This window comes from Vibrio sp. 10N.247.311.12 (assembly GCF_041467515.1).
GTDB lineage: Bacteria > Pseudomonadota > Gammaproteobacteria > Enterobacterales > Vibrionaceae > Vibrio > Vibrio crassostreae_C.
In genome coordinates this window covers 19,798-28,129 of record NZ_JBFSUV010000063.1, presented here as the reverse complement: position 1 = coordinate 28,129, position 8,332 = coordinate 19,798, and the positions used below count along the sequence as shown (strand labels likewise).

The following is an 8,332-nucleotide window of genomic DNA, read 5'->3' as shown; positions in this document are numbered from 1 at the left end:
CACAACGGTATGCTAAGAACAAAAATGCCGTTCACTCTTAAGTGAACGGCATTAGCTCATTGTTGAGCGCTTTTTTGTTGGCGATCTATGACTTCTTCTTTGTACTCGACAAAGTAAACTGATTAATCAGTGACTCAAGGTGATCAGACAGCTCTTCTAAGTCATTGCTGATGTTGCGAGTTTCAGCCGCAGATTGCGACGTGTTGTTGGCGTGAGAGGTGATGGTCTCAACCTTTTGTTGAACATCTTGAGTCGCTTGTGTGGTGGATTGTGTTTGCTGCTGAATATTCTGTGCGTGAGCCAAGACTTGTTTCATCTCTTCGACCACACCATTCATTTCAATTGAAAGTGCGTCGATATCGGTTGAGCTTTGATGAGCTTGTTCGCAAACGCGATCGGCAGAAGTTAGCGACTCTTCACTGCCTTGCTGGAATTGATGAATGATTGACTCAATGCTGCCTGTTGCTTCTGCGGTTCGCGATGCAAGGTGGCGAACTTCATCTGCCACTACCGCAAACCCACGACCTTGTTCTCCCGCACGAGCTGCTTCAATCGCTGCATTCAAGGCCAGAAGATTGGTTTGGTCAGCAATGCCACGAATCACACTCAATATTGAAGAGACCTCTCCGGTTTGCTCATTGAGTGTCAGTATTTTGTGTTTCACTTCTTCTATGCTGCTAACGAGGTTTTTTATCTCACTGCTTGCGTCGTGTGCTTGGTTGGCACTCTTACATGCCACATCGGCGGTGTGATTAATAAGCTCTGAAGCCGTTAAAGTCGCTTGTTCTACATTGACTTGCTGTGCCTGTATTCCTTCGACATTATGTTGCACTTCGGCGGTTTCGCTTTGCTGGTCACTGGCGGCTTGCTCGGTAATTTGCGCGACACTAGTCAGTTGGTTGGCAGACGCATTCAGTTTGTGCGAGGTGTTTTGTACCTTTTCTAAGCTGTCGTATACGGTTCCCATGAACGAGTTGATGGAGTTAGCCAGCGTGCCAATCTCATCCTTGCTTTGTTCTGGCAGGCGAGTGGATAGGTTTTTATCGTTGCTGACTTGGGTCATAAAGCGAGAAGTCTGTTGCAGCGGGCGCACGATAATCTTACGAATTAATCCCATCGTAAGGACAAATCCGGCAAACGAGATCACTGCCATAATGCCAATAGCAGCCATGGTTTGAGTGTTAATCAGCGAGTTAACATGGTTAAGGTTATATTCGAGACGAATCGCACCCAAGACTTCACCTTCTGGTGCCATATGACAGGCGACACAATTGGTTCCTCGGTAATCTTCACTCGACTTCATTGGCAGAGCAATAACCAAGCCTTTGCCCCAATCAGCAGAAAAAGGTTCGATAACGGTTTCGCCCGCTAGCGCTCGTTTATCAATATCGTCAACCGGTGTTTGGTTGTCATTACCTGGGCCATATAACTTGCTGACAGCGTCGGCGCGTAAAACACGAACGTCTTCAATGCCTTCTTGAGCCAGTGCTTTCTGACGAAGGGTCTCTTTTTGTGCCATGGTGCCGGTGAGCATCATCATATTGAGGCTATCGAAGTAGTTACTTGCTTTGTCGTGAAGCTGCTCACTTAACACTGAGTTTACAAGTTGCTTTTGTTGCGAATATTGGAAATAGGTCGATATTGCCAGCAAAAAGGTGAACACGATGGCGAGGGCCACTAGGATTTTAAAGGTGATTGTTGAGCGCATAAGGTGTTTGTTTTTATTAATTATAATGACGCAAATACTGTACTAGTAAGAATTCCTACCACCTATGGGGTATAACGAATTGTGTGACCACACTCCGGTTGTGGTTATGTTTCTGTGATGTAACAAGTTTGTGCGGAATCTGGTGTTGAAATGGAACGCGCTTCAAGCTCCTCGCTGTTCTTAAAACAGACTGTTGTTTTGGGAAAATTGAAGTGCAGCATCGAGTTTTGATTGTGCTGATAATTAGAAAAGCCTAGGTTGTTAATTAGCTCGATGTATTTGTCCGCTTGTCTTTTATCAATAAAGACTATTGTTTTAGACGACTTAGTGGTTAATTTATATCCAAATGGCTGTTTTGTTCAATTTAATAGCAAAAATTGTGGTTATAGCGTTGTGTTTCGAGGCTCATTCGATAAGATGAAAAGACCTCTATGAGAGAGGTAAGGCAGCAACGGATACGCTGCTTCAAATACTATGGAATGTGACTTATTGGACACATACATGAAATTCAAGATTACATCGCCGATTATTGAACCTACGGAAGGTTCACCACATCAGCTAACGCTCACTCACGCTTCTCGTTTTACCTCTTTTAAAACAAGCTCCCCTTTGAACGCCCTGTTCGACAATGTCTCTGCACGCTTCTCTACCGCTTATCGCTCCTATTGTTATTCGTTTTATAACTTTATTTCTATCTGAACACCTTTGTCATCTGCTCGATGTACGAAGACTTACACCTATAAAAACTAAACAAATAAGTTAAAGACAATGAATATTAAAATGATAGGGAGCTCCCTAATTATCGCTGGTACCGCTCTCGGTGCTGGTATGCTTGCGATCCCAATGGTATTAGCTCAATTTGGATTGCTTTACGGCACACTGCTGATGGTTCTGATCTGTTTCGGCACCACTTACGCAGCATTATTACTTCTAGAAGCGACCATCAAAGCGGGTGGCGGTTTAGGATTAAATTCTATTGCCCGAAAAACCTTGGGTAGACAAGGCCAGCTACTCACTAACGGCTTGCTATACGCGTTATTGATTTGCCTATTGATGGCTTATATTTTGGGCGCAGGTGACTTGCTGAGTAAGTTACTGTCTAACTTTGGCATAGAGATCACCGCGACCACGAGCCAAATCGTGTTCACGCTTATTGCCGGAGCCGTCGTCGCAAGTGGTACTGGCGTAATTGATAAGCTCAACCGTGCACTGTTCTTCGTGATGTTAGCGAGCTTGTTTGCAACCATGACTTTTTTGGCGCCGAGTATGACTCAAGAAAACCTGATGCAGGTGACAAGTCATGACCACGTTGATCTCATTAAAACCAGTGCAATTCTGTTTACCAGTTTTGGTTTTATGGTTGTGATTCCAACTTTGGTTTCTTACAACCATGAAGCGACAGACAAACAGCTGCGTAACATGGTGATCGTCGGTTCTCTGATCCCATTAGTGTGTTACTTATGTTGGTTGTTTGCGGTAGTGGGTAACTTGAGCGAAGAGCAATTCAGAAGCTTCAAAAACGTATCAGATTTGATGGCGGCGTTTGAGGCTCAGTCTCCTTGGGTGGGTAATATACTTTCTACCTTTACAGGTTTGGCGTTGTTAACCTCTTTCTTTGGTGTGGCGATGGCGTTGTTCAACCAGAACAAAGATATGTTCAATCAAAATACGGCGGTAACTTATTGCATTAGCTTCATCTTACCGTTGGTGGGCTCATTACTTGCTGCAGATAAGTTCCTACAAGTATTGAACTACGCAGGCATCATTTTGGTATTCTTGGCGGTGTTTGTTCCTTTAGTAATGGTTCACAAGCAGCGTTTCATGAAAGTTGCTGACGATAGGTACCGCGCCGAAGGTGGCAACGTAATGATGCTGTTTTCACTGTTGTTTGGTTGCTTCTTGCTTGTTTCACAAGTGATTTAACAAAACAATTTGGTGGGTTGAATAAATCAGTCACCAAGCTTCCTTCAGATACAGAAGCTTCAGAAACAAAAAAAGGAACGCATCGGCGTTCCTTTTCATTATCTGCTCGTTATCAAGCAAACTGAGTTAAGCGTTGGTTTTTTAACTGATGCTGGCCAATAAATTAATACGGACTAGCAAGCCAATGCTAACTAACAAACGAATGTTAATTAACAAACAACCTTAACAGCCAAACCACCTTGAGACGTCTCACGGTATTTAGCGTTCATGTCTTTGCCTGTTTCTAGCATCGTTTCGATAACTTTATCTAGAGAAACAGTGGGAGCAGAAGAACGACGCAGTGCCATACGAGTCGAGTTGATTGCTTTCACTGCAGCAATACCGTTACGCTCGATACATGGAACTTGTACTTGGCCAGCAACTGGGTCACACGTTAGACCTAGGTTGTGCTCCATACCGATTTCTGCAGCCATACATACTTGCTCTGGGCTACCACCCATAAGTTCAGCAAGTCCAGCCGCTGCCATAGAACATGCCACGCCAACTTCACCCTGACAGCCAACTTCAGCGCCAGAGATAGAAGCGTTACGTTTGTAAAGACCACCGATCGCGCCAGAAGCTGCGAAGTAACGGATGTAGTCTTTCTCTGTCACCGTTTGGATGAACTTATCGTAGTAAGCTAATACAGCAGGGATGATGCCACATGCGCCGTTTGTTGGTGCCGTTACTACACGGCCGCCAGCTGCGTTTTCTTCGTTTACGGCGAAAGCAAACATGTTTACCCAGTCAACAACCGTCATTGGGTCATTGGTTGTTTTTTCTGAAGTCATTAGCTGTTGGCGAAGTGCTGCTGCACGACGAGGCACACGCAGTGGACCAGGTAGGATACCTTCAGTATTCATACCGCGGTCCATACACTCACGCATCGTTTTCCAGATGTTAGCGAAGTAAGTGCGAGACTCTTCGTCTGAGTGGAAAGCCGCTTGGTTTTTCATAACCAATGTACTGATAGAAAGACCGCTTTCTTTACACTGATTAACTAGCTCTTCAGCTGTTGTGAATTCGTAAGGTGCTTTGATTGGGTTTTCTTCTTCTTTGCCGAAGTTCTCTTCGTCAACGATGAAACCGCCACCAATGGAGTAGTATGTTTTTGAGTATGCTACTTCGTCATCAACCCAAGCATGAATGCTCATGCCATTCTCGTGCAGAGAAAGGTTGCTAGTGTGGAAGTTCATTCCACCATCGCGTGGGAATGAAACAGTATGACAGTGCATACCAACAGGTAGACGTTCAGTTTCTTCTACGCGAGCAATGAAGCCAGCAATAGAGTCGATATCAACACGCTCAGGAGTATTGCCAGCAAGACCCATGATGATTGCGATATCTGTGTGGTGACCTTTCCCTGTCAGTGATAGTGATCCATATACGTCCACGGTGATTTTAGTGATGTCGCGCAATTTTCCCATTGAACGTAGGTCATCAATAAATTCTTTACCCGCTTTCATTGGTCCAACTGTGTGTGAGCTCGATGGACCAACACCGATTTTATAGATATCAAATACACTAATCATAGCGATTACCTCAAAAAGAGAGCCTCCCACGTCGAGTAGGGAGGCTCATTTATTATCATTATATTTTTTGTCTAATCTCGCGATATAAGATGGATGTCATCTTATAAAAAGTAGCGGAGATTAAAGAGCGCCGTAGATTACAGAACTAATAGCCGCTAGACCACATAAAGCTGTAAAGATTTGCACAGGTGCTGAAGTTTTGTACTTAGCCATTGCTGGTACTTTTTGCATCGCGAATACAGGCATTAGGAACAGGATAGCTGCAATCATTGGAGCACCCATTGTTTCAATCATACCTAGGATGCTTGGGTTAACTACCGCAACAATCCAAGTTGTAACAACGATGAATGCTAGAGATGCTTTCTCAATCGTGCTGATTGAAGAACCAGAGCGAGACTTGATTAGGCCAACAAGACCTTCGTGAGCACCTAGGAAGTGACCGAAGTAGCTAGAAGTAATCGCTGCAAACGCTACAAGAGGACCCATGTAAGAGATAAGTGGAGACTCGTGAACATTAGCTAGGTAAGAAAGAACAGAGATGTTTTGTGCTTGTGCTGTTGCTAGTTGCTCTGGAGATAGAGAAAGCACTACAGAGAATACGAAGAACATTACAAAACCCATCAGCATCATTGCTGCGCCGCCAGTGATCGCGTCAGTTTTCTTAACTGCGTCTTCACCGTATACACGACGTTGCTCTTTAGAGAACTGTGAAATGATTGGGCTGTGGTTGAAAGAGAACACGATGATTGGAATCGCAAGCCAGATAATAGAAGGCATTGCTGACCATTCTGGGCTTGTTTCCATCATTGAAGTGTTCCAATCAGGAACTAGGTAGAAAGATAACGCTAGTAAGATGAATACTAGTGGGTAAACCATCGCTGAAGTTGCTTTAAGCATCAACTCTTTACCGAATACAACACCCGCTGTCATAGCAAGGATAAGTGCACCAGAAAGAAGAGGACGTGGAATGGATTCCATACCCATTTGGTTTACTAAGAAAGAGTCAACCGTGTTTGTGATACCAACACCGTAGATAAGAACGATCGGGTAGATAGCGAAGAAGTAAGCAAAAGTAATAATGTTTGCGCCAGTCTTACCGAAATGTTCTTCAACTGTGTCTGTAATATCGGCTTCAGGGTTTTTAGCAGACAGTACGAAACGAGCTAGAGATTTATGTGCGAACCAAGTCATTGGTGCCGCGATTAGAGCTAGGATAACTAATGGCCAAAAACCACCCGCACCAGCTTTGATTGGAAGAAATAGTACGCCAGCACCAACTGCTGTACCAAATAGTGATAAACACCAGGTAAAATCTTTGTAGTTAAACTTGCTTGAATCTTTAACGGCATTTGCCGAAGAAGTTGTTGTGTTCATGTTAAATTACTCATTTTTTGGGAACAGGAAATAAGTCGGGGCTAATTCTGCAGAATTTTCTTCTGCAAAAAATAGATCTAAATCATGTAATGAAACGGCGTGTCACATGATATGCGAAAAACGGATTTTTGATCACGAAAATAGCGTGCTACATGTGATTTATGTTTATGCCTGGTATTAGTTTTATTTATGCGAAAGGCGGGGTTGTATAGATTTATACCAGGGAAACGTTTGCGTAAAATTGCATTAATAAATCTGTTCCATAGAAAGTCTGGATTTTGTTAACAGAGATTAAACAAAACGTAGTTGCTATGTGATTCGTTGCAGTACGTGTTGCTGCAGCGATTGGATAATTTGCGCCGTAACGCCCCAAATTAGGTGCTCTTGGAAAGGCATCGCAAAAACCCGATGCTTGATTTGTTTAAAGTTAACAGTGTGGCTGTGTAACTTGGCTTGGTCTAAAACATAGGTAGCGGGTACCTCAAAAATTGAGGCAACTTCGTTCTCATCAATGATGGCTTCATAGTCAGGATCGACCATGGCAATAATCGGCGTCACAGAAAATTTACTAATAGTACTCAATGCTGGTAATTGCCCAATAATTTTAACTTGATCCGATCGAATTCCCACCTCCTCATGGAGCTCTCTGAGTGCAGTGAATTGCATAGAAGGGTCAGAAAGTTCGTGTTTCCCACCAGGAAAGCTGACTTGGCCGGGGTGATGCTTTAAATGAGCCGCTCTTTTAGTAAAAATGACATGTAAACCATCTTCTCTTTCAACTAAACCTACCACCACTGCCGCTTTACGTAATTGCTCGCCACTGATGTGCGAAACACGCTCTACTGACTCTGGGTGATAGCCAACGGTAGGGTTAAGTTGGAATTGCTGAAGGAAGTTTTCTTTGTTCATATCAAGCCAATATATTGATTATTATGATTTTAAGTATAGACATAACCGTGGGTTGATTACCAATATTGCGTTTTTCTTCATTCACTTTCCCTCTTTTAGTTATCAATTGGGCGTCATGAGAGGCTGTTTACCGATGAATCTCCTCAAAATGACGATTTTTGCTATATTCAATATGTGCATACAGGCGAGTAAGCGTTACCCATGTCATAAAATTGGGTGACGAAACGTAGATTTTTTGTTTAAGAATTTGATAACAATAACTTAGTGGACCATTCTAAAAAGAAATAGAAGAAAAGGTATGAGATGAAAGGAATCATATTCACCGAATTTTTAGAGCTTGTTGAAGACAAGTTTGGGCTAGAGCTTTTGGAAGAAGTTCTAGAAATGTCAGAAGATGAAGGGATCTATACGTCGGTCGGCAGTTACGACCACAAAGACCTTGTCAGGTTGATTATCAACTTGAGTAAGAAAACCGATATTGATGCGGCAAGCTTGCAACGCGTGTTTGGGCAGTCTGTATTTAAGAACTTACTGGCCTCATTACCGAATAAAGCGAGCCTTGCTCACAGCAATACCACCTTTCAATTTATTCAGCACGTAGAGCGTTACATTCATGTTGAAGTGAAGAAGCTCTATCCAGATGCTGAGCCACCTGAATTCAGTTTTATCACCACGAACGAAGCACAACTTGTTTTTGACTACAAAAGCGCAAGGTGTATGTCTCATGTTTGCTTAGGGCTTATTGAAGGATGTGCTGAATACCACGGTGAATCTATCGCGGTGGAGATGACGCCACAAAATGATGACCAAAGCGTGGTTAGGTTTAATCTCAAAGTAGAAAAGTAAT

The 8,332-nt window shown here is 43.2% G+C and carries 6 protein-coding genes; 2 read left to right on the top strand and 4 right to left on the bottom strand.

Going from position 1 to position 8,332, the window contains the following annotated elements:
* Window positions 1-85: 85 nt before the first annotated feature.
* Complete coding sequence (locus AB6E30_RS20965; RefSeq protein WP_372055809.1) at window positions 86-1,708, bottom strand: methyl-accepting chemotaxis protein; 1,623 nt, start codon at window positions 1,706-1,708, stop codon at window positions 86-88.
* 780 nt (window positions 1,709-2,488) lie between these two features.
* Here AB6E30_RS20965 and AB6E30_RS20960 point away from each other — a divergent pair.
* Window positions 2,489-3,631 carry an amino acid permease gene (locus tag AB6E30_RS20960; RefSeq protein ID WP_016767250.1) on the top strand — a complete coding sequence of 381 codons (1,143 nt, stop codon included), beginning with the start codon at window positions 2,489-2,491 and terminating at the stop codon, window positions 3,629-3,631.
* 209 nt (window positions 3,632-3,840) lie between these two features.
* Here AB6E30_RS20960 and AB6E30_RS20955 read toward each other — a convergent pair whose 3' ends face one another.
* From AB6E30_RS20955 to AB6E30_RS20945, 3 genes are all read right to left on the bottom strand, one after another.
* Window positions 3,841-5,202, bottom strand: coding sequence for an L-serine ammonia-lyase (locus tag AB6E30_RS20955; RefSeq protein WP_010441404.1), 1,362 nt, complete (start codon window positions 5,200-5,202; stop codon window positions 3,841-3,843).
* A 120-nt stretch (window positions 5,203-5,322) separates the two neighbouring features.
* Complete coding sequence (locus tag AB6E30_RS20950; protein WP_010441402.1) at window positions 5,323-6,576, bottom strand: aromatic amino acid transport family protein; 1,254 nt, start codon at window positions 6,574-6,576, stop codon at window positions 5,323-5,325.
* Between the two features lie 309 nt (window positions 6,577-6,885).
* Window positions 6,886-7,485 (bottom strand): CoA pyrophosphatase, encoded by a 600-nt coding sequence (locus AB6E30_RS20945; protein ID WP_102320451.1) that lies wholly within the window; start codon window positions 7,483-7,485, stop codon window positions 6,886-6,888.
* 303 nt (window positions 7,486-7,788) lie between these two features.
* Between AB6E30_RS20945 and AB6E30_RS20940 the strand changes: the two genes are divergently transcribed.
* A complete protein-coding gene (locus tag AB6E30_RS20940; RefSeq protein WP_065584176.1) occupies window positions 7,789-8,331 on the top strand; it encodes a heme NO-binding domain-containing protein in 543 nt (180 codons plus the stop codon).
* Window position 8,332 lies beyond the last annotated feature (1 nt).

Bases quoted from the DNA above. Each gene is read 5' to 3' on its own strand.
- AB6E30_RS20950 (WP_010441402.1), bottom strand. From the start codon at position 6,576: ATGAACACAACAACTTCTTCGGCAAATGCCGTTAAAGATTCAAGCAAG.
- AB6E30_RS20940 (WP_065584176.1), top strand. From the start codon at position 7,789: ATGAAAGGAATCATATTCACCGAATTTTTAGAGCTTGTTGAAGACAAG.
- AB6E30_RS20960 (WP_016767250.1), top strand. From the start codon at position 2,489: ATGATAGGGAGCTCCCTAATTATCGCTGGTACCGCTCTCGGTGCTGGT.
- AB6E30_RS20965 (WP_372055809.1), bottom strand. From the start codon at position 1,708: ATGCGCTCAACAATCACCTTTAAAATCCTAGTGGCCCTCGCCATCGTG.
- AB6E30_RS20955 (WP_010441404.1), bottom strand. From the start codon at position 5,202: ATGATTAGTGTATTTGATATCTATAAAATCGGTGTTGGTCCATCGAGC.
- AB6E30_RS20945 (WP_102320451.1), bottom strand. From the start codon at position 7,485: ATGAACAAAGAAAACTTCCTTCAGCAATTCCAACTTAACCCTACCGTT.